General features: G+C 64.7%; 17 protein-coding genes. 7 read left to right on the top strand and 10 right to left on the bottom strand.

The features are described from left to right. Nucleotides 1–139: 139 nt before the first annotated feature. The 4 genes from mfd to IEG05_RS06445 all read left to right on the top strand — a co-directional run bounded on the left by mfd (nt 140) and on the right by IEG05_RS06445 (nt 7,221). On the top strand, nt 140–3,586 hold the full coding sequence (gene mfd, locus IEG05_RS06460) for a transcription-repair coupling factor (protein ID WP_014820921.1): 3,447 nt from the start codon (nt 140–142) through the stop codon (nt 3,584–3,586). Next, complete coding sequence (locus tag IEG05_RS06455) at nt 3,587–4,105, top strand: CsiV family protein (protein WP_046618648.1); 519 nt, start codon at nt 3,587–3,589, stop codon at nt 4,103–4,105. It abuts the gene before it with no gap. 73 nt (nt 4,106–4,178) lie between these two features. Beyond that, nucleotides 4,179–6,509: a DEAD/DEAH box helicase gene (locus IEG05_RS06450; RefSeq protein ID WP_046618649.1), complete on the top strand. Its 2,331-nt coding sequence runs from the start codon at nt 4,179–4,181 to the stop codon at nt 6,507–6,509. A gap of 145 nt (nt 6,510–6,654) precedes the next feature. Beyond that, nucleotides 6,655–7,221: a hypothetical protein gene (locus IEG05_RS06445; RefSeq protein ID WP_023446743.1), complete on the top strand. Its 567-nt coding sequence runs from the start codon at nt 6,655–6,657 to the stop codon at nt 7,219–7,221. Nucleotides 7,222–7,258: 37 nt separating this feature from the next. Here IEG05_RS06445 and sugE read toward each other — a convergent pair whose 3' ends face one another. From sugE to zwf, 6 genes are all read right to left on the bottom strand, one after another. Further along, complete coding sequence (gene sugE, locus IEG05_RS06440; protein WP_046618651.1) at nt 7,259–7,579, bottom strand: quaternary ammonium compound efflux SMR transporter SugE; 321 nt, start codon at nt 7,577–7,579, stop codon at nt 7,259–7,261. A gap of 369 nt (nt 7,580–7,948) precedes the next feature. Next, entirely contained in the window at nt 7,949–8,812 is an 864-nt protein-coding gene (locus IEG05_RS06435; RefSeq protein ID WP_046618654.1) for an aldo/keto reductase, read from the bottom strand. 12 nt (nt 8,813–8,824) lie between these two features. Further along, nucleotides 8,825–10,453, bottom strand: coding sequence for an NADP-dependent glyceraldehyde-3-phosphate dehydrogenase (locus IEG05_RS06430; RefSeq protein WP_003299666.1), 1,629 nt, complete (start codon nt 10,451–10,453; stop codon nt 8,825–8,827). Nucleotides 10,454–10,523: 70 nt separating this feature from the next. Then, entirely contained in the window at nt 10,524–11,261 is a 738-nt protein-coding gene (locus IEG05_RS06425) for a bifunctional 4-hydroxy-2-oxoglutarate aldolase/2-dehydro-3-deoxy-phosphogluconate aldolase (protein WP_046618655.1), read from the bottom strand. An 18-nt stretch (nt 11,262–11,279) separates the two neighbouring features. After that, nucleotides 11,280–11,993, bottom strand: coding sequence for a 6-phosphogluconolactonase (gene pgl, locus IEG05_RS06420; protein ID WP_046618657.1), 714 nt, complete (start codon nt 11,991–11,993; stop codon nt 11,280–11,282). Beyond that, complete coding sequence (zwf, locus tag IEG05_RS06415) at nt 11,980–13,449, bottom strand: glucose-6-phosphate dehydrogenase (RefSeq protein ID WP_046618659.1); 1,470 nt, start codon at nt 13,447–13,449, stop codon at nt 11,980–11,982. Before zwf ends, pgl begins: the two co-directional genes overlap by 14 nt. Nucleotides 13,450–13,620: 171 nt before the next feature. Between zwf and IEG05_RS06410 the strand changes: the two genes are divergently transcribed. Continuing rightward, nucleotides 13,621–14,490, top strand: a complete 870-nt coding sequence (locus IEG05_RS06410; RefSeq protein WP_014820929.1) for a MurR/RpiR family transcriptional regulator — start codon at nt 13,621–13,623, stop codon at nt 14,488–14,490. 72 nt (nt 14,491–14,562) lie between these two features. Here IEG05_RS06410 and IEG05_RS06405 read toward each other — a convergent pair whose 3' ends face one another. The 4 genes from IEG05_RS06405 to mdtD form a co-directional block, all read right to left on the bottom strand. Further along, complete coding sequence (locus IEG05_RS06405; RefSeq protein WP_046618660.1) at nt 14,563–15,522, bottom strand: glucokinase; 960 nt, start codon at nt 15,520–15,522, stop codon at nt 14,563–14,565. Next, nucleotides 15,519–17,345: a phosphogluconate dehydratase gene (edd, locus tag IEG05_RS06400; protein ID WP_046618661.1), complete on the bottom strand. Its 1,827-nt coding sequence runs from the start codon at nt 17,343–17,345 to the stop codon at nt 15,519–15,521. The genes IEG05_RS06405 and edd overlap by 4 nt, the downstream gene beginning before the upstream one ends. Before the next feature lie 106 nt (nt 17,346–17,451). Further along, nucleotides 17,452–17,712: a hypothetical protein gene (locus tag IEG05_RS06395; RefSeq protein WP_046618665.1), complete on the bottom strand. Its 261-nt coding sequence runs from the start codon at nt 17,710–17,712 to the stop codon at nt 17,452–17,454. A 232-nt stretch (nt 17,713–17,944) separates the two neighbouring features. After that, nucleotides 17,945–19,372: a multidrug transporter subunit MdtD gene (gene mdtD / locus IEG05_RS06390; RefSeq protein WP_041014500.1), complete on the bottom strand. Its 1,428-nt coding sequence runs from the start codon at nt 19,370–19,372 to the stop codon at nt 17,945–17,947. A 271-nt stretch (nt 19,373–19,643) separates the two neighbouring features. Here mdtD and IEG05_RS06385 point away from each other — a divergent pair, with 271 nt between their 5' ends. Together IEG05_RS06385 and IEG05_RS06380 are read left to right on the top strand one after the other, a co-directional pair. Next, nucleotides 19,644–20,177, top strand: coding sequence for an iron transporter (locus IEG05_RS06385; RefSeq protein WP_014820933.1), 534 nt, complete (start codon nt 19,644–19,646; stop codon nt 20,175–20,177). Next, nucleotides 20,177–20,515 carry a cupredoxin domain-containing protein gene (locus tag IEG05_RS06380; protein ID WP_003299677.1) on the top strand — a complete coding sequence of 113 codons (339 nt, stop codon included), beginning with the start codon at nt 20,177–20,179 and terminating at the stop codon, nt 20,513–20,515. The genes IEG05_RS06385 and IEG05_RS06380 overlap by 1 nt, the downstream gene beginning before the upstream one ends. Nucleotides 20,516–20,520 lie beyond the last annotated feature (5 nt).

The raw sequence follows: 20,520 nt of genomic DNA, 5'->3' as shown, positions 1-20,520 counted from the left end.
GTAGGGGCTGAGAAAAGGGGCTACATTATGACGGCGCACCCTAGCGCCGGCAATCTGCAGCGGACGAAACACTGACAGCCAAGCGCCTCGATAGTTACAATCCCGGCGGCCTATTTTTTGATCGGAGCCACGCCCACTCGTGTCCGTCTTGCGCCTTCCCCCCCTGCCTGCCGCCAGCGGCAAGCAACATTGGGGCAATCTTCCAGGAGCTGCGCTAAGCCTGGCGATTGCCGAAGCAGCCAGCAACGCCAAACGCTTCACGCTCCTGCTCACTGCCGACAGCCAGAGCGCCGAGCGCCTGCAGGAAGAACTCGCCTTCTTCGCGCCACAGCTGGCGGTATTGCATTTTCCTGACTGGGAAACGCTGCCCTACGACATCTTCTCGCCGCACCAGGACATCGTCTCCCAGCGTATTGCCGCCCTCTACCAACTACCGGAGCTGAGCCACGGCGTGCTGGTAGTGCCGATCACCACCGCCCTACACAGGCTAGCGCCAAAGCGCTTCCTGCTGGGTTCGAGCCTGGTGCTGGACGTCGGGCAGAAGCTGGATGTGGAGCAGATGCGCCTGCGCCTGGAAGCAGCCGGCTATCGCTGCGTGGACACCGTGTACGAGCACGGCGAGTTCGCCGTGCGCGGCGCGTTGATCGACCTGTTCCCCATGGGCAGCCCCCTGCCCTACCGCATCGACCTGTTCGATGACGAGATCGAGACACTGCGCACCTTCGATCCGGAGAACCAGCGCTCGATCGACAAGGTCGAGTCGATCCGCCTGTTGCCAGCACGCGAGTTCCCCCTGAAGAAGGAGGCAGTCACCGGCTTCCGCGCGCGTTTTCGCGAGCGTTTCGACGTCGACTTCCGCCGCTGCCCGATCTACCAGGACCTCTCTACCGGCATCACCCCAGCGGGCATCGAGTATTACCTACCGCTGTTCTACGAAGAAACCGCGACGCTTTTCGACTACCTGCCTGAAGACAGCCAGGTGTTCTCCCTGCCCGGCATCGAGCAGGCCGCCGAGCAGTTCTGGAGCGACGTTCGCAATCGCTACGAAGAACGCCGCGTCGACCCCGAGCGACCGCTGCTGCCGCCGGCCGAACTGTTCATGCCGGTGGAGGACTGCTTCGCTCGGCTCAAGCTCTGGCCGCGTGTGGTCGCCAGCCAACAGGATGTCGAGCCTGGCATCGGCCGCGAACGCTTCACCGCGCAGGCCCTGCCGGAACTGGCAATCGAGGCCAAGGCGAGCGAACCGCTGGGCAAGCTACGACGCTTCCTCGACGAATATGCCGGGCGTGTGCTGTTTACTGCCGAATCAGCCGGCCGCCGCGAAGTATTGCTGGAGCTGCTCGCCCGTCTGAAGCTGCGCCCGCAAGAAGTCGAAGGCTGGGAGGAATTCCTCGCCAGCCAGGAGCGCCTGGCGATCACCATCGCTCCGCTCGACGAAGGCCTGCAACTGGACGACGTCGCACTGGTTGCGGAAAGCCCGCTGTTCGGTCAGCGCGTCATGCAGCGCCGGCGACGCGAGAAGAGTCGCGACGGTGGCGAGAACGTCATCAAGAACCTCACCGAGCTGCGCGAAGGCTCGCCGGTGGTGCACATCGATCACGGTGTCGGTCGCTACCAGGGCCTGGTTACCCTGGAGATCGAAGGCCAGGCGCAGGAATTCCTGCTGCTGCAGTACGCCGAGGACGCCAAGCTCTACGTACCGGTCGCCAGCCTGCACCTGATCGCCCGCTATACAGGCAGCGACGACGCGCTCGCGCCACTGCACCGGCTCGGCTCGGAAACCTGGCAGAAAGCCAAGCGTAAGGCGGCCGAGCAGGTCCGCGATGTCGCGGCCGAGCTGCTGGATATTTACGCCCGCCGCGCCGCACGCGAGGGTTATGCCTTCAAGGACCCGCAGGTCGACTACGAGACGTTCGCCGCAGGCTTTCCGTTCGAAGAGACGCCCGATCAGCAGGCCGCCATCGACGCGGTACGCGAGGACCTGCTGTCGGCCAAGCCGATGGATCGTCTGGTCTGTGGTGACGTCGGCTTTGGCAAGACCGAGGTGGCCATGCGCGCCGCCTTCATCGCCGTCCATGGCGGCCGGCAGGTTGGCGTACTGGTGCCGACCACCCTGCTCGCTCAGCAGCACTACAACAGCTTCCGCGACCGCTTCGCCGACTGGCCAGTGCGGGTCGAGGTGATGAGCCGCTTCAAGTCCGCCAAGGAAGTGCAGAACGCTATCGCCGAGCTTGCCGAGGGCAAGATCGATATTCTCATCGGCACCCACAAGCTACTGCAGGATGACGTCAAGTTCAGCAACCTGGGCCTGGTCATCATCGACGAGGAACACCGTTTCGGCGTGCGCCAGAAGGAACAGCTCAAGGCATTGCGCAGCGAAGTGGACATTCTCACGCTGACCGCCACGCCGATTCCACGCACGCTGAACATGTCCATCGCCGGCATGCGCGACCTGTCGATCATCGCCACGCCGCCGGCGCGCCGGCTGTCGGTTCGCACCTTCGTCATGGAACAGCAGAACACCGTGATCAAGGAGGCGCTGCTGCGCGAGCTGTTGCGCGGCGGCCAGGTCTATTACCTGCACAACGATGTGAAGACCATCGAGAAATGCGCCGCCGACCTGCAGGCACTGGTGCCGGAGGCACGCGTCGCGATCGGCCACGGGCAAATGCGCGAGCGTGACCTCGAACAGGTCATGAGCGACTTCTACCACAAGCGTTTCAACGTGCTGGTGGCCTCGACCATTATCGAAACCGGCATCGACGTGCCGAGTGCCAACACCATCATCATCGAGCGCGCCGACAAGTTCGGCCTTGCGCAGCTGCACCAGCTGCGTGGCCGGGTCGGGCGCAGTCACCACCAGGCCTATGCCTATCTGCTGACCCCGACCCGCAAGGCAATGACCGATGACGCGCAGAAGCGTCTGGAGGCCATCGCCAATGCCCAGGACCTCGGTGCAGGCTTTGTACTCGCCACCCACGACCTGGAAATCCGCGGCGCCGGCGAGCTGCTCGGCGAGGGCCAGAGCGGGCAGATCCAGGCGGTTGGCTTCACCCTTTATATGGAAATGCTCGAGCGCGCGGTCAAAGCGATCCGCAAGGGCGAGCAGCCGAATCTGGAGCAGCCGCTCGGCGGCGGGCCGGAAATCAACCTGCGCCTGGCAGCCCTGATCCCGGAAGACTACCTGCCGGATGTGCATGCCCGCCTGATCCTCTACAAGCGCATTGCCAATGCGGCCGACGAAGACGGGCTGAAAGAACTGCAGGTGGAGATGATCGACCGCTTCGGCCTGCTACCGGAACCGACGAAGAACCTGGTGCGCCTGACACTGCTCAAGCTGCAGGCGGAAAAGCTCGGCATTACCAAGATCGACGCAGGCCCGCAGGGTGGGCGCATCGAGTTCTCAGCCGACACCTCGGTCGACCCGATGGTGCTGATCAAGCTGATCCAGAGCCAGCCGAATCGCTACAAGTTCGAAGGCGCCACGCTGTTCAAATTCCAGGTGCCGATGGAACGCCCGGAGGAACGCTTCAATACGCTGGAAGCGCTGCTCGAGCGGCTGGCGCCCAACGAGCAAGGATCGTAGATGCCACTTCGCTATCTGGTCTTGCTGCTGACGCTGCTGGCGCCTCAGGCTCACGCCGAGGCGCTATATCGCGTCGAGCTGATCCTGTTTCGCCACGCCCCGCCACTGGAAGCCAGCCAGCACGCGCCCTACGACTGGGCCGATAGTGCGCAGGTGCTGGACAGGCGCGCCGAACGCCAGCCAGCCCTCGAGCATGTCGCCGCCAGGCTTACGCCGGACCAGGGCTACCAGGTACTGATGCAACGCGCCTGGCAGCAAGCAGTCAGCGAAGATGCGCCGACCATTGCACTGCACCAGGGGCAACGCCAATTCGAGCACTACCCGATTCAGGGTCTGCTGAGGGTCAGACCCGGGCGCTATATGCAGACTGACATGACCTTCTGGGTGAACCGCTTCGGCGAGTACGGCCAACTGCTCGCCAGCGAGCGTCTGACGCAGCGCGTTCGCCTGGTCCCTGGGCGTCTGACCTACATCGACCATGGCAGCCTCGGGCTGCTGATCGAACTGAAACCACTATGAGCATTTCGCGCCGATATCCGGCCGGTAGCCGGCTGGCCTGCCTTGCCGCACTCCGGCACAGAGGGCCCGGCAGATGAGCCCTCCGCTGGCACCTCGCGACGAACGGCTGATCGACGATCTGCCGCCCGTGCCGCTGCTCAGTCTCGGCAGTCATCTGGCAATCAACTACCAGCCGGGTAACCAGCGCATGGTCAGCGACCATCAGCACCGCGCCGGCCTGTCGTTTCTCTATGGGGACGCGCGCATCCACGGCAAGCGCGACGGCGAACGTGTCCGCCATCTGGTCGGCAACGAGCTACAGCTGATCGCACGCCATCCCCAAGCCGAACAGGCGCTGCGCAGACAGCTTGAACAGCTGGGCTTCCGGCCGGCGCTGCGCCAGAGCCTGGCGCTGCCGAAGGAGTCGGCGGAGATGTTCCAGCTGCCCGGCGAAGATGCCTGGCTCAGGTTCGTTCAGCAGCAACTGCCCGAACTGCGCCGACAAGGCTGGCAGATCGATATCCATCCCGGCTTCGCCTACGACCTGACCGCCATCGACAGCTGGTACGCGCAGATCGACGAGTCAGCTGATGAGGACTGGTTCGATCTCGATCTCGGCATCATCGTCAACGGGCAGCGTATCGGCATGCTGCCGATCCTGTTGCGGCTGATCCGCCAGAACCCTCAATTGCTCAGCCCTCGCGCCATCGCGCTGCGTAGCGATGAGGAGCAGCTGCGCGTGCAACTGGACCGGCCGGGACAACACGACAAGCAGGCGCTGCACGTGACGCTACCGCTGGGGCGCATCAAGCCGATTCTGGCCACCCTCGGCGAGCTCTACATGCGCGAGCAGATGGATGGGCCATCGCTGCGTATGAGCAAGGCCGACGGCGCGCGCCTGGCCGGGCTCGACAGCCTGGCACCGCAATGGAAAGGCGGTGAACGACTGCGTGAGTTCGCCGGGCGCCTGCGCAACCCTGATATCAAGGCCTGCCCGCCCCCAACCGGGCTCGCTGGCAAACTGCGGCCCTACCAGCAGCAGGGCCTGGTCTGGATGCAGACGCTGCGTGAGCTGGGCGCCGGCGGCATCCTCGGCGACGACATGGGCCTGGGCAAGACGCTACAGAGCCTTGCCCACATCCTCGCCGAAAAGCAGGCAGGACGGCTCGATCGTCCGGCGCTGGTGGTGATGCCGACCAGCCTGATTCCCAACTGGCAGGACGAGGCCAGCCGTTTCGCCCCGCAGCTACGGGTATTGACGCTCAAGGGCAGCACCCGGCAGAAACACTTCGGCGAACTTGGCGAGCACGATCTACTGCTGACCAGCTATGCGCTGCTGACGCGCGACATAGCCGCACTGCGTGAGCAGCCGCTGCACCTACTCATTCTCGACGAGGCGCAGCACATCAAGAACCCGTCCGGCAAAGCGGCCCAGGCCGTACGCGAAATGCAGACCCGGCAGCGCCTGTGCCTGACCGGCACACCGCTGGAGAATCACCTCGGCGAGCTCTGGTCGCTATTCCACTTCCTCATGCCCGGGTGGCTTGGAGACGCCAAAAGCTTCACCCAGGAGTACCGCAATCCGATCGAAAAACACGGCGACGATGCACGACTGGCGCACCTGCGCGCCCGCATTCGGCCGTTCCTGTTGCGGCGCACCAAGGAACAGGTAGCCACTGAGCTGCCGGCCAAGAACGAGTTCGTCCACTGGGTCGAACTGAATGACGTCCAGCGCGAGGTCTACGAGACCTTGCGGCTGGCAATGGATCGCAAGGTGCGCGACGAGATCGAGCGCAAGGGACTCGCGCGCAGCCAGATGGTCATCCTCGAGGCGCTGCTCAAGCTGCGTCAGGTCTGCTGCGACCTGCGCCTGCTGAAGGGTGAGCCGGCACGAGCCGCACGCGGCAGCAGCTCCGGCAAGCTCGACAGCCTGCTGGAGATGCTCGACGAGCTGATGAGCGAAGGCCGGCGGGTGCTGCTGTTTTCCCAGTTCACCTCGATGCTGGCGTTGATCGAGCAGGCGCTGCACAAGCGCGGCATCGAGTACGTCAAGCTGACGGGTGAGACCGATGATCGACGCACACCGGTCGAGCGCTTCCAGGCCGGCGAAGTGCCGCTGTTCCTGATCAGCCTGAAGGCCGGTGGCACCGGGCTCAACCTGACGGCGGCGGATACGGTGATCCACTACGATCCCTGGTGGAATCCCGCTGCGGAGAACCAGGCGACCGACCGCGCCTATCGCATCGGCCAGGACAAGCCGGTCTTCGTCTATCGTCTTATTAGCCGCGGCACCGTCGAGGAGCGCATCCGCGAGTTGCAGGCGCGCAAGGCCGAACTCGCGGCAGGTGTACTCGAAGGTGCAGTCGACGGCAGCTTGCAGCTTGGCGAACGCGACATCGACGCCCTGTTCGCACCGCTACCCTGACGCTATGGCGGCATGCAAACTTGTGACACCGGCGAGTGCAGCAGTTTGCGCTTTGCCAGATCATCGCCACCTCGCTTACGTTTCCGTCCCGAGGCGCCCCGCCGCCTCCACGATCACTGGCATCGGTTACAAAAGGAACCGCACCATGAGTCTCTACGAGATCGCCTTTTCCGGCCAACTGCTCCCGGGCGCCAAGCTCGAGCAGGTCGAGGCCAACCTGACCAAGCTGTTCCAGGCCGACGCCCAGCGTATCGCGCTGCTGTTCTCCGGCCGGCGCATCGTGATCAAGCAGAATCTGGACTTCGCCGCGGCCGAAAAATATCGCCAGGCGATGGAGCGTGCCGGCGCGCAGGTAGAACTCAAACCGCTGCCCGTCGATGTGGAGGAAATCGAACTGGCGCCGCCTCCGGCATCGACGGCGACCAGCGCGGCCAGCACCGAGAGCAGCGCAGGAAAAACGAGCGACGCCCCGGCCACACTCAAGGTGACGCCGCGTGACGAATACATGGCGGCCTTCGCCGACGTCGAGGCACCGGACTTCGGTATTGCGCCGATCGGTGTCGACCTGCAGGACGCCCGGCCCGAGCCAGAGGCGCCGCGCGTGGACCTTTCTCAGTTCAGCCTTGCCCCGGTGGGAAGCGACATGGGCGAAAAGCCGCGCGACACCACCGCCGTGGTGCCGGATATATCGCATCTGAAGCTGCAGGACTGACGGGCACACGTTCGGGAGTGAGCGCCGCAGAGATTCCTCAGGCGCTCAGCTTCAGACCAACCAGCCCAGCCAGCAACAGCAGCACGCTCACCAGCCGCGCGGGCGAGGCGCTTTCGCCGAAGATGAGAATGCCCAGCAGCACGGTACCCAATGCGCCGATACCGACCCAGATGCCGTAGGCCGTACCCACCGGCAGAACCTGCATGGCACGCGCGAGCAGGAAAAAGCTGCCAGCCATGGCCGCTATGGTGAACACGCTGGGTAGCGGGCGGGTGAAGCCTTCGGAAGCCTTGAGGCCAATGGCCCAACCCACTTCCAGAAGGCCGGCTACGATCAGCATGATCCAGGCCGAATGCATGACGATGACTCCATCAACTGCAGGGCCGTCCCCGCACGATTCGACATGCCAGCGGGTCGTCCCGCGGCGGACGCGACCCTAGCACAGCGGCGCACTGTTTTGGACCACTCGCAGCGTCCGTCGATCGCAGGTTTACTGATTGCTGAACGGAGATCGATGTTGGTCCCATGCTCCAGCGTGGAACCATCAGCAGCTCCCGTGTCGGCGCCGGAGCGTGGGCATGGTCATCAAAGATGTAGCCGATGCGGTCCCATCGCGAATGCCACGCGGTGGATGGGTGAAGCGTCATCCACCCTACGAACCACCCCGTAGGGTGGAAAACTGCGAAGCATTTTCCACCTTGGATTGGCGGCAGATGAACACTCAGCCCTACGCCGCCTCATGCCCGCGGGCCGCTTCGCTGAGGTAGAACCAGGCGGGACGGTCCAGCTCTAATTCAGCGCCCAGCAGCGCCTCCTCGATACGTTCCCAGCGCAGGCTGCCGAGGATCGGCAACGGGCTGCCGGGCAATTCCCGAAGCCAGGCCAGCGCCACCTGATTGGCCGTTGCGCCCCGATCAGCGGCGACTTCCTCGAGCGCACTGCGCAGTCGCTCGCCGAAACGCCCACCGGCCATCGGCGACCAGGCCAGCACTTGCAGACCCGCGGCCTGCAAGGCATGCAAACCGCCGTCCCATACCCCTTGCTGGGCCTGCAGCGAGAGTTCGATCTGGTTGCAGCGCAGCGGCACGCGTTGCGCCAATGCCTGGCAATGCAACACCCCGGCGTTTGACAGCCCTACCCAGCCGACCTTGCCGCTGGCGATCAGGTCGTTCAGCGTGTCCGCCACCTCGTCGACCTGCAACAGCGGGTCCGGCCGGTGCAACAGAAAACCGTCTAGCCGCTCAACACCCAGCCGCGTCAGGCTGCCGTCCACCGCCTGGCGCAGATAGCGGGCGCTGGAGTCGTAGTGCTTGACCCGCCAGCGCGAACAATCCTGCCCGGCCGGTACGATGTCGGCCTTGCCGATGATCTGCAGGCGCTGACGCAGCCCCGGCGCCTGACGCAGGGCCACGCCGAAGTGCGCCTCGCAGCGCCCGCCAGCATAGATATCGGCATGGTCGAAACCGTTCAGCCCGCGCTCGACGCAGCGTTCGATGAACGCCAGCAGTGCCTGGGGTTCACCCAGCTCGGGGTATTCCAGCAGGCGCATCATGCCCAGCAACAGCGGCTGGGCGAGCACGGGCGAGGCCATGGCAAGGCTCCGTCAGAAGATGTAATCGGTGGTCAGGAAGCCCGAGCGACGCTCCCGGATGATGGTGTCAACCAACTGCTTGTTGGCCTCGTTGAAACGGGTCGCCACAAGGGTGCGGATGGAGAACACCCGCAGCGCATCGTGTACCGACAGCGTTCCCTCGGCCGAATTCTTGCGGCCGTTGAACGGATAGCTATCCGGCCCGCGCTGGCACTGGGCATTGATGTTGATGCGACCGACCTGGTTGACGAAGGCATCGACCAGCTCGCCGACCTGCGCCGGATCGTTGCCGAAGATCGACAGCTGCTGGCCGTAATCGGAGGCGGTCACATAGTCGATCACTTCCTGCAGGTCGCGGTACGGCACTACGGGCACCAGCGGGCCGAACTGCTCTTCGTGATAGACACGCATGGACGAATCAACCGGGCTCAGCACCGCCGGATGAAAGAAGGTCTGGTGCGACTCGCCGCCGCCGGCATTGATCACCCGCGCACCCTTGGCCACGGCGTCTTCGAGCACGGCATGCAGATAATCGGTCTTGCCCGGCTCGGGCAGCGGCGTCAGCGCCACGCCCGGCTCCCAGGGCATGCCCGGCTTGAGCGCGTTGACCCGCGCAGCGAAGCGTTCGAGGAAACCATCGAGCACCGCCTCGTGCACGAAGAGAATCTTCAATGCCGTGCAACGCTGGCCATTGAACGACAGCGCGCCGGTCACGGCCTCTTCCACCGCGTTGTCCAGATCGACCTGCGGCAGGACGATGCCCGGGTTCTTCGCGTCCAGCCCCAGCGCAGCACGCAGGCGGTGCGGACGCGGATGCAGTTTCTTCAGATCGGCGGCGCCCTTGTGCGTGCCGATAAAGGCGAACACGTCGATCTTGCCGCTGGCCATCAGTGCACTGACTGTCTCGCGACCACGGCCGTAGATGACGTTGATGACGCCGGCCGGGAAGCTGTCGCGGAAGGCTTCGAGCAGCGGATGTACCAGCAGCACACCGAACTTGGCCGGTTTGAACACCACCGTGTTACCCATGATCAGCGCCGGGATCAGCGTGGTGAAGGTTTCATTCAGCGGGTAGTTGTACGGCCCCATGCAAAGCGCCACGCCCATCGGTACCCGACGGATCTGCCCCAACGTACCCTGCTCCAGCTCGAAGCGGCTGGAGCTGCGGTCCAGCTCCTTCAGCGCATGAATGGTGTCGACGATGTAGTCGCAGGTGCGGTCGAATTCCTTTTCGGAATCCTTGAGGTTCTTGCCGATCTCCCACATCAGCAGCTTGACCACCGCCTCGCGCTGCTCGCGCATGCGCGCCAGAAAGCTCTCGACGTGGGCGATGCGCTCAGCCACGCGCATGGTCGGCCAAGCGCCGCGGCCGTTATCGTAAGCGGCGACAGCGGCGTCCAATGCGCGTAGCGCGGCGTCGGCATCCAGCAGCGGCGTACTGCCAAGGACTACCTGGCGCTCGCAGCCGTCCGCCTCGCGCAGGAACACCGGGCTGCGTACCTCGGCCATAGGACCGTCCCAGTTCATCAGCTCGCCATCGACCAGATAATCGCGCTGCGTAACCGGTGCATCCGGACGATAGGCCTCGGGAATCTCATCCAGACGGGGGAAAAGCTCGGAAAGCGGGCGCGCGTTGCTCATGCAACCTCCAGGTAGCGAGAAGATGGGGAAGATGCGGCGGACCTTCGCCCGCCGCGAGGGGATGGGACGATTACAGCTCGCGCTGTTCGGCACGCTCGGCGCGCAGGTCGAAGTCGCGCGGCAGCTCGACCGCCGGCGCGCTGTCCAGCGCCTGCAGGGCCTGGCGCGTGGCGCTTTCGATGGCGGCCCAGTCGCCGGCACGCACGGCCTTGGCATCGACCATCCAGGTACCGCCGACACACATCACATTGGCCAGACTTAGGTAATCCCGCGCATTGCGCGCATTGACGCCACCGGTCGGGCAGAAGCGGATGTCACCGAACGGCCCGCCCAGCGCCTTGAGTGCTGCTACGCCGCCGCAGATCTCGGCGGGGAACAGCTTGAAGCGGCGATAGCCCATGGCGTAGCCGAGCATGATTTCCGAGGCGCTGGCGACGCCCGGCAGCAGCGGCAGCGGCCCTTGCAACGCGGCCTCGAGCAGCGCCGGCGTGCTGCCGGGCGAGACGATGAACTGTGCACCGGCGGCCTCGGCCTGCTCCAGCATGTTGGCGTCGAGCACGGTGCCGGCGCCGACGATCAGCTCCGGGCGCTGCTCGCGCAGCAGGCGAATGGCGCCCAGGCCCAGCGCCGAACGCAGGGTGATCTCGAGCACGCGCAGGCCACCGGCGGCCAGAGCATCAGCCAGCGGCAGGATGTCCGCCTCACGCTCGATGGTGATCACCGGCAGGATGCGCGCAGCGCTGCACCACTTGTCGATCAGGGCGATCTTGTCGTTCATGGCGTCGGCGCTGGTTTGGATAGATGTCATGGATAATTCCTTGCGGCCTCAGGGGCACCAGTAGATTTCGAGGGGACGGGCGAGGAAGGCGCGAATCGGCATCGCTTCGTAGGGCTCGCCAGCCAGGGCCTGATTGAGCGTGGCCAGCTTGCCCGGGCCGTGCAGAGCGAGCAGCGTCAGGCGGGCGCTGGCCAGCAGCGACAGGCTCATACTCAGGCGCTGGCGCGGCACAGTTGGCGCCTGCATCGGCAGGCAGCGCCGCGTACCACGCGGGTCGAGCGCCTGCTGCAGATTCGGGCTCTCCGGGAACAGCGAGGCTGTGTGGCCGTCCTCGCCCATGCCCAGCACCAGCACGTCGATCGGCGGCAGCTCGGCCAATACGGCGTCGGCGCGTTCGGCGGCCTCTTCCAGACTCGCCGCGCTCTGGTACAGGCCAACCAGGCGTGCCGCGGCGGCCGGCCCCTGCAACAGATGGCGACGCAGCAGGCCTTCGTTGCTTTCGGGATGGCTGACCGGCACCCAGCGCTCGTCGGCGAGGCTGACGGTGACCTTGGCCCAATCCAGTTCCTGCTGCGCCAGGCGCTCGAAGAAGGCGATCGGGCTGCGGCCGCCGGAAACCACCAGGGTCGCCGCACCGCGCTCGGTGATCGCACCACGCAGGGCGTTGCTAACGGTCAGTGCCAGTTCGCCGGCCAGCTGCTCGGCGTCACCAAGGCTGAAACCCAGGGTCTGCACGGGCAGATCGAGATTAGAGATCGTCATACCAACTCCTGCCATCACGGCTGATCAGGGCAATCGAGGCAGCCGGTCCCCAGCTGCCTGCTGCATAAGGTTTGGGTGGGGCGCCGACGCGCTGCCAGCCGTCGATCAGCTGGTCGCACCACTTCCAGGCGTATTCGATTTCGTCCTTGCGCACGAAGAGGTTCTGGTTGCCCTTCATCACTTCCAACAACAGGCGCTCGTAGGCATCGGGGATACGCGGGCTCTTGTAGGTTTCCGAGAAGTTCAGCTGCAGCGGGCCGCTGCGCAGCTGCATGCCCTTGTCCAGGCCCTGGTCCTTGGTCATAACCAGCAGCGAGATGCCCTCCTGCGGCTGCAGGCGGATGATCAGCTTGTTGCCGATCAGCTGGCGCTGTTCCGGGGCGAAGATGTAGTGCGGCGGCGCCTTGAAGTGGATAACGATCTGCGACAGCTTCTGCGGCATGCGCTTACCGGTACGCAGGTAGAACGGCACGCCGGCCCAGCGCCAATTGCAGATTTCCGCCCTCAGCGCGACGAAGGTTTCGGTGTCGCTCTGGGTGTTGGAGTTTTCTTCCTCCAGATAGCCCGGCACGTGGCGGCCAAGGATGCTGCCGGCGACGTACTGGCCGCGCACCAGCTGCTGGCCAAGATGTTCTGGCGCAATCGGCGCCAGCGCCTTGAGCACCTTGACCTTCTCGTCGCGGATGCTGTCGGCCGAGAGGTCGCTGGGCGGGTCCATGGCGATCAGGCAGAGCAGCTGCAGCAGGTGGTTCTGGATCATGTCGCGCAGCTGGCCGGCCTGGTCGAAGTAGCCCCAGCGGCCTTCGATGCCGACGGTTTCGGCAACGGTGATCTCCACGTGGGAGATGTGATTCTGGTTCCACTGGGTTTCGAACAGGCTGTTGGCGAAACGCAGGGCGATCAGGTTCTGCACCGTGTCCTTGCCCAGGTAATGGTCGATGCGGTAGGTGCGGTCTTCCGGGAAGAAGCGCGCCACCGCGTCGTTCACTTCGCGGGAGGATTCCAGGTCATGACCGATGGGCTTTTCCAGCACCACGCGGGTGCGCTCGGCCAGGCCCGCCTCGGCCAGCCCGGCGCAGATCGCGCCGTAGACGGAAGCCGGGGTGGCGAAGAAGGCGACGATGCTTTCCGCGTTGCCGGCCTTGTCCGCCAGCGCGGCGAAATCCCCGGCGCGGCGGAAATCCATGCTCAGGTAGTCCAGGCGCGCCATGAAGCGCTGCAGCACGGCTTCATCGAGGTCGCGTTCGCCGACGTGGCGGCGCAGATGCTCTTCGATCATCGCCAGATGGCTTGCCGGCTCGCCGCTCTCACGCGCCAGCGCGAGCAGGCGCGTTTCGGTTGGCAGCAGACCGGCGCGATCGAGCTGATAGAGCGCGGGAAACAGCTTGCGCAGGGCCAGATCACCGAGGGCGCCGAACAGCGCCAGGGTGCAGGGTTCGACAGATAGTGGCGTCATGATGTTTGTTCTTCTACTAAAACTGCGCTATGAATACACGGCGATGCCCTGTTATTCAAGCTCAATGTAGTAATAAAAACAACATTTACTGCAAAACAAGATTCCTATGGTCGCTCCGCATCTCGCTCAGTAGCATAGGCCACCCCTTTGGCAAGCCGCATCAGGACCGACATGGACCGCGTACACAACCTGCTCGAGCAGATCCAGCGCCGCATCGAAGACCTCAACAAGGCCGAGCGCAAGGTCGCCGAGGTGATCCTGCGCAATCCGCAGCAGGCGACCCGCTTCAGCATCGCCACCCTGGCGCAGACCGCGCAGGTCAGCGAACCGACAGTAAATCGCTTCTGTCGCTCGTTCGGCGTCAGCGGCTACCCGGAACTGAAGATGCAGCTGGCGCAGAGCCTGGCCAGCGGCGCCGCCTATGTCAGCCAGGCGGTGGAGCCCGACGACGGCCCGGCGGAATACACGCGCAAGATTTTCGGCTCGGCCATTGCCTCGCTGGACAGCGCCTGCCAGAGCCTCGATCCGCAGCTGGTCAGCCGAGCCGTCGACCTGATGATCCAGGCCCGGCAGATCCACTTCTTCGGCCTCGGCGCCTCAGCCTCGGTGGCACTGGATGCGCAGCACAAATTCTTCCGCTTCAACCTGGCAGTGACCGCACATTCGGACGTGCTGATGCAGCGCATGCTGGCCTCGGTGGCGCATACCGGCGAGCTGTTCGTGATCATTTCCTACACCGGGCGCACCCGCGAACTGGTGGAGGTGGCACGTATCGCGCGGCAGAACGGCGCCTCGGTACTCGGCCTGACCGCCGCCGGCTCACCGCTGGCACAGGCCAGCACGCTAAGCCTGAACATCCCGCTGCCCGAGGACACCGACATCTACATGCCGATGACCTCACGCATCATCCAGCTCACCGTGCTCGACGTGCTCGCCACCGGCATGACCCTGCGCCGCGGCGTGGATTTCCAGCCGCACCTGCGCAAGGTAAAGGAAAGCCTCAACGCCAGCCGTTATCCGGCGGATGAAGAACCGAGCTAAGGCAACCGCGCCGACACGAGAAGGGGATGTTGCTATAACAACATCCCGCCTTCCATACCCGAAAGCGCCCGATCAGCGCGCCAGCGCCTGCTCCAGCGCCACACCGGCGCCCTCAAGCCCTGGAAACTCAGCAGTCACCAGCCACACCGGCACATCGCCGAGATAACCACTCATGCAGCCCTTGCTGGCGAAGCCTCGGGCGAAACCACTGGCCGCGAAGAAATCGGCGAAACGCGGCACTACACCGCCAACGATATACACCCCTCCCCGCGCACCGAGCGTCAGCACGTTGTTGCCGGCAACCCGCCCGAGCCAGACGCAAAACTGCTCCAGGGTCGCCACCGCAACATGATCGCCAGCGAGCGCAGCCGCCGTGACCTCAGCCGGCGACGCCAGTCGCGGCATCAAACCGGCCAGGGCACAGACCGCACGATAGAGCAGCAACAGGCCGCCACCACTGAGCACGTCTTCCGCGCGCACATGGCCAAGCTGGGCGAAGAGCATCTGCCACAGCGCCGCCTCGTGAGCATCCGCCACGGGCAGGTCGACATGCCCACCCTCCCCCGGCAATGCACGCCAGCTGCCACCACCCAAGGGTAGCAACCCGGCAACGCCAAGCCCGGTGCCCGGCCCGATAACCAGTGCCGGCGCATCGGGCTCGGCCTCGCCAGCACAGATCATGCGGCGCCCCGCTTCGCCTACCCGCGTCATACCCAGCGCCATTGCAGCGAAGTCATTGATCAGCAGCAGCTCGTCCATCTGCAGGGCGCCGCAGAAGTCGCTTCGCGTCAGCCGCCAGTGATTGTTGGTGAAAGTGAACTGCTCGCCCTTGACCGGCCCGGCGCAGGCCAGACAGGCTGCCTCGACGCTGCCCGGCGCCAGGCCGAGGGATGCCAGGTAATACTCAACCGCCATTTCGGGCGTGGCGAAATCCGCCGCCGCCAGCACCCGTACCGACTCCAGCCGCGAGTCGCGCCACAGCGCGAAACGCGCATTGGTGCCGCCGATATCGCCGACCAGCGCCAGCCTCATCGCAGCGCCTCCAGCCCGGCAGTGAACACACTGGCGCCCTGCTCGGCGGAGCTGAACGCCGAGCGCATAAAGCCAAACAGCTCGCGCCCGCAACCCTGCACGCTCGCAGCCGGCGCAGCAACAGGCGATCGGCCGGTCAGCTCGGCAGCATCGACCAGCACCTCGAGCGCGCCGGTCTGCCCATCCACGCGCAGCAGATCGCCGTCGCGCACGCACGCCAACGGCCCGCCATCAATTGCCTCCGGGCACACATGAATCACCGCCGGCACTTTGCCGGACGCACCGGACATACGCCCGTCGGTGACCAGCGCGACCTTGAAACCGCGGTCCTGCAGCAGACCTAGATAGGGCGTCAGCTTGTGCAACTCGGGCATGCCGTTGGCACGCGGCCCCTGGAAGCGCACCACCGCAACGACGTCGCGCTCAAGTTCGCCCGCCTTGAACGCCTTGACCAGCTCCAGCTGATCGGCAAAGACCCGCGCCGGCGCTTCCACGACACGGTGCTCGGGCGCCACGGCGGACACCTTCATCACGCCGCGACCGAGATTGCCGCTCATCACCCGCAGCCCGCCTTCGGCCGAGAACGGCCGCGCGACCGACCGCAGGATGCTTTCGTCCAGGCTCGCCGCAGCGCCTTCACGCCAGGTCAATCGACCGTCTTCGAGGAAGGGCTCCTGGGTGTAGCGATTGAGGCCGCGACCCATCACGGTATGCACATCCTCGTGCAGCAGGCCGGCCGCGAGCAGCTCGCGCACCAGCAGCGCGACGCCGCCCGCGGCATGGAAGTGATTGATATCGGCCGAGCCATTGGGATAGACCCGCGCCAGCGTCGGCACCACCGCGGAGAGGTCGGCCATATCCTGCCAGGTCAGCTGGATGCCCGCCGCCTGGGCGATTGCCGGCATGTGCAGAGTGTGGTTGGTCGAGCCGCCGGTGGCATGCAGCGCGACGATGGCATTGACCAGTACACGCTCGTCGACCAGCTCACCCAGCGGCGTGAAGTTGCCACCCTGGGGCGTCAGTCGGGTGACTTGGCGCGCGGCCTCGGCGGTCAGTGCATCGCGCAATGGTGTGCCCGGGTTGACGAAGGACGAGCCCGGCAGATGCAGGCCCATGACTTCCATCAGCATCTGGTTGGTGTTGGCGGTGCCGTAAAACGTACAAGTGCCAGGGCTGTGATAGGCCTGCATCTCTGCCGCCAACAGCTCGTCGCGACTGGCCTTGCCTTCGGCATAGCGCTGGCGCACCGCGGCCTTGTCCTTGTTGGCCAGACCGGACGGCATCGGCCCGGCCGGCACGAACACGGCGGGCAGATGACCGAAGCGCAACGCACCGATCAGCAGTCCGGGGACGATCTTGTCGCAGATACCGAGCAGCAGCGCCGCATCGAACAGGTTGTGCGACAGCGCCACCGCGGTGCTCATGGCGATCACCTCGCGACTGGCAATGGCCAGCTCCATGCCCGGCTCGCCCTGGGTGACGCCGTCACACATCGCCGGCACACCGCCCGCCACCTGCCCCACCGAGCCGATCTCGCGCAGCGCCTGGCGCAGGCGCTCGGGGTAATCCTCGTAGGGCTGGTGCGCCGAGAGCATGTCGTTGTAGGCGGTGACGATGGCGACATTAGCCGCGTCCGGCAGGCGCAGACGCTGCTTGTCCTGCGCGCCGCAGCCGGCGACGCCATGGGCAAAGTTTGCGCACTGCGCCCCGTTGCGCGCCGGGCCAGCACTAGCAGCGCCGCGAATCATGGCGAGATAGACCTCGCGCGTCGGGCGGCTGCGCTCGATCAGGCGCTGAGTGACTTCGACGACTACGGGATGCATGAAACCTCCTATTTATAGTTTTTATAAACAATAGGTCGGGATCATAACGGCGAATCAGGCGATTTCGAAGAAATATGTTTATTAAAACAACAAAATTACGACCACCTCAGCGACGCAGCAATTCGAGTTGGCGGCTTAGCTGCGCAACATGGGTCTTTTCCGCCCGCAGCCCGGAAGTCAGCTCAGCCTTGTCCTGCTCCAGGCGCACAATCACCTGGCCAAGGCCATCCAGCAGCTCACGCAGCACTTCCAGTTCACGGCATTGGCTCTGCCGGCCCATCCATAGCAGCCAGAGCAGTACCAGTAGCACCATCACGCCGCACAGCGAGGTGCCGATCAGCAGCCAGGCGAGGCTCATTGCACTCATCGTTTCGCTCCTTTGATTGCGGCGCAGTACCGCTTCCAGAGACTCAACAATATGTAGCTTATGACGACAGGTCGATAATGTTTACTTGCACAGGTAAACATTTGCAGCAGGTCATTGCCGCCATCTGCTAGTGAAGGACGGCTATGGACCACGCAGGCCGCCCGGCAATGTGCCAGCATGACGCAGCCCCACTGCGACCACCTGTCGTGATTCGTTACAGGTCGACAAAGGATTACTCGCCGACGTCCACCGGTCGCCGCACATCGTCGTCATGGCCAGGGTCGCGATGTTCCAGCTGCAGGAACAATGCGGCAGCGAGCATCGCCATACCGCCGACGCAGAGAAACGTCAGCTGAAATGCCCGCAGCACCTCGCTGCCCTGCGCGTCGTCCACGGTGAAGCCTCCCAGCAGCGCACCGGCGGTGGCGACGCCAAGGCTCATTGATAGCTGCACCACCACCGACAGCAGGCTGTTGCCGCTACTGGCGTCGGCATGGCTAAGGCCGACCAGGGTGACGGTGTTCATCGCGGTGAACTGCATCGAGTTGACCATGCCGATCAGGCCCAGATGCACCAGCAGCAGCCACGTCGGCGTTTGTCCATCGATGGTCGCCAGGCTGGCGATCAGGCAGCCGAGCAGCAGCGTGTTGCCGATCAGAAGACGGCGATAACCGAGACGATCGATGATCGGCTTGGCCAGGGATTTGACCGCCATCGCACCCAAGGCCAGCGGAATCATGCTCATCCCGGCCTGCGCCGGCGAATAGCCAAGCGCCACCTGCAGCAGCAATGGCAGCAGGAACGGCAGCGCGCCACCACCCAGCCGGGCAAACAGGTTGCCGAAGATGCCCACCGCAAAGCTGCGCGTATGGAACAGCTTGGGGCTGAACAGCGGCGCATCGATGCGCCCGGCGCGCAGCCAGTAGGCCGCCATGCACGCTGCGCCGCCGAACAGCAGCAGCATCACGCGGGCATGCGACATGTGCATCTGGCCGAGCCCCTCCAGCGCGATGGTGACCAGCACCATCGCTGCGCCGAACAGCAGGAAGCCGAGCGTATCGAAGCGCACCCGCTCGGGCCCTTTGAGATCGGGCATGAAGCGCAGGGCGGCGATGCAGCCAATCACGCCCACCGGCAGATTGATCAGGAAGATCCAGTGCCAGGAGGCGTACTCCACCAGCCAGCCACCCAGGGTTGGCCCGAGCAACGGGCCGACCAGTCCTGGCAGTGCGATAAAGGCCATGATCCGCACGAAGTCGCTGCGCGGAAATGCCCGCAGCACCACCAGCCGCCCCACCGGCAGCATCAGCGCTCCGCCCAGCGCCTGCAGCACGCGGGAAGCCACCAGCTGGTTGAAGCTGGTCGACAACGCGCACAACAGCGAGCCCACGGAAAACAGCACGATGGCGGTCACGAAGATGCGCCGGCTACCGAAGCGGTCAGCAATCCAGCCGGATGCCGGAATCAGCAACGCCACCGTGAGCATGTAGGCGATCACAACGCCCTGCATACGCAGCGGGTTTTCCGCCAGATCGCGCGCCATGGCCGGCAGCGCGGTATTGAGAATGGTGCCGTCCAGCGTCTGCATGAAGAAGGCGATGGCCACCAGCCACGGCAAAATCCGCGCGGTACGGGCGTCGAGTGAGACGGGCGGTTGCATGAAGTCCCCGGATACGAAAGGTGCACCATCTTAGAGGATTCGTTCGGCGCCGGTTCGGATCGCTGCACTCCGCACACCCACACCAACTGCCACTGTGACGACCTGTCGCAGTTAGCCTGCAGCGCCCGCAAACAGCCGTCTGCAGCTGCATACAGCCTTGCGTTCAGGCACCGGTAACAAAATATTTCTTGGGAAATTGACGCGAATCATTATCATTCGGAAGCGCAAATGCAATCTTCGCTCCGTCCTTTTCTGTTTCCGGAGAATTCCCATGCGCATCCCCGCCACACTGGCCATCACCACCCTGCTGCTCACCCCGCTCGCCCAGGCGAAGGAATATCCCATCGGCGAACCGCAGCAGTGCGGCGGCATGGAGGTCGGCGCGGTGTACCTGCAGCCGGTCGAAATGGACCCACCGGGCATGATGCGTGCCGCGGCCGAGTCCGACGTGCATCTCGAGGCCGATATCAGCGCCACCGAAGACAACCGCAACGGCTGGCAGGAAGGCAGCTTCGTGCCATATCTGAGCATCCACTACACGCTGCGCAAGAAGGGTTCCGACGAAGTCGTCGAAGGCGATTTCCATCCGATGGTGGCAAACGACGGCCCGCACTACGGTGACAACGTCAAGCTGCTCGGCCCAGGCAAGTACCAGTTGACCTACAAGATCCTGCCGCCAGGCTCGGGGCACAACATGTTCGGTCGCCACACCGACAAGGAAACCGGCGTCGCCCCCTGGTTCGAAGGCTGCGAGCTGACGTACGAGTTCACCTACGCCGGCATCGGCAAGAAAGGGGGCTACTGATGCGTCGCGCCGGGCAATCGCTGCTCGGCGTGCTGCCGCTACTGGTCGGGCTCGCGAGCCCGGCGCAGGCCGCGCTGCCGACGTACGAGCTGACCATACGTGACGGCCACTTCGAGCCAGCGACCATCGAGGTCCCTGCCCGCCAGCGCTTCAAGATCATCGTGCACAACGCCGGCAGCGGGCCGACCGAGTTCGAGAGCACCCCGCTACGCGTCGAGAAGGTGCTGTCACCCGGGGTGACCTCCTTCGTCGTGATCCACCCGCTGAAGCCGGGCCGCTATCCATTCTTCGACGAATTCCATATGGATCTTCCCGAAGGCGAGATCGTCGCCAAGTAGTTGCT

It is taken from the genome of Stutzerimonas kunmingensis (genome assembly GCF_014764705.1).
Classification (GTDB): domain Bacteria; phylum Pseudomonadota; class Gammaproteobacteria; order Pseudomonadales; family Pseudomonadaceae; genus Stutzerimonas.
The sequence above is the reverse complement of the archived record's forward strand: the minus strand, read 5'-3'. Positions and strand labels throughout refer to the sequence as shown.